Source organism: Pseudoalteromonas sp. (genome assembly GCF_036960685.1).
GTDB lineage: Bacteria > Pseudomonadota > Gammaproteobacteria > Enterobacterales > Alteromonadaceae > Pseudoalteromonas.
The window spans coordinates 1-766 of record NZ_JBALXK010000064.1 but is presented as its reverse complement, the minus strand read 5'-3'; the positions used below and the strand labels follow the sequence as shown (position 1 = coordinate 766).

Below are 766 nucleotides of genomic sequence, written 5' to 3'. Positions count from 1 at the left end.
ATTGTATTAGGTGGCTCGCTTGAAGCAGAAACCAAAGAGTTAGGTGAAGATGCTACGGATGCGCAAATCGCCGAACTAAAAGCTGATTGGCAAAAACGCCATGAAGCAGTGAAAGAAGCTGGTGGACTGCATATTATTGGTACTGAGCGTCATGAATCACGCCGAATAGATAATCAATTACGTGGTCGTGCTGCACGTCAGGGAGATCCTGGTTCGTCACGCTTTTTCTTATCGCTAGAAGATAATCTAATGCGTATCTTTGCTTCAGAAAAAGTAAAAGCCATCATGACACGCCTTGGTATGGAAAAAGGCCAAGCAATCGAAGCGAAAATGGTGAGTAAATCAATCGAGAACGCACAACGAAAAGTCGAAGGTCATAACTTTGACATTCGTAAAAACCTTCTTGAATATGATGATGTTGCAAACGACCAACGTAAAGTCATCTATGAAATGCGTTCTGAATTACTTGAAGCGGCTGATGTTAAAGATTCAGTTGAGTCATTTGTCGAGGATGTTGTTGAAAGCACTATTGATACTTATATCCCTCCACAAAGTATCGACGAGCAATGGAAAATCAAAGGCTTAACCAAGCACATGAGCGAAGAAATGACTTTGGATTTAGATATTCAAAGTTGGTTAGATCAAGACGAATCGCTTCATGAAGAAACCTTACGTGAGAAAATTCTAGATACAGTAACAAGTCATATCAATGCCAAAGAAGACCTGATTGGTAATGAAAGTATGCGTCGTTTAGAGCGTGATGTAA

Annotated in this window: 1 protein-coding gene; it reads left to right on the top strand. The window is 40.3% G+C overall.

Translation table 11 applies throughout. The features are described from left to right. Window positions 1-766, top strand: a 766-nt coding sequence (locus V7783_RS21035; RefSeq protein ID WP_442961404.1) for a preprotein translocase subunit SecA, incomplete at both ends; no start/stop codon positions are given.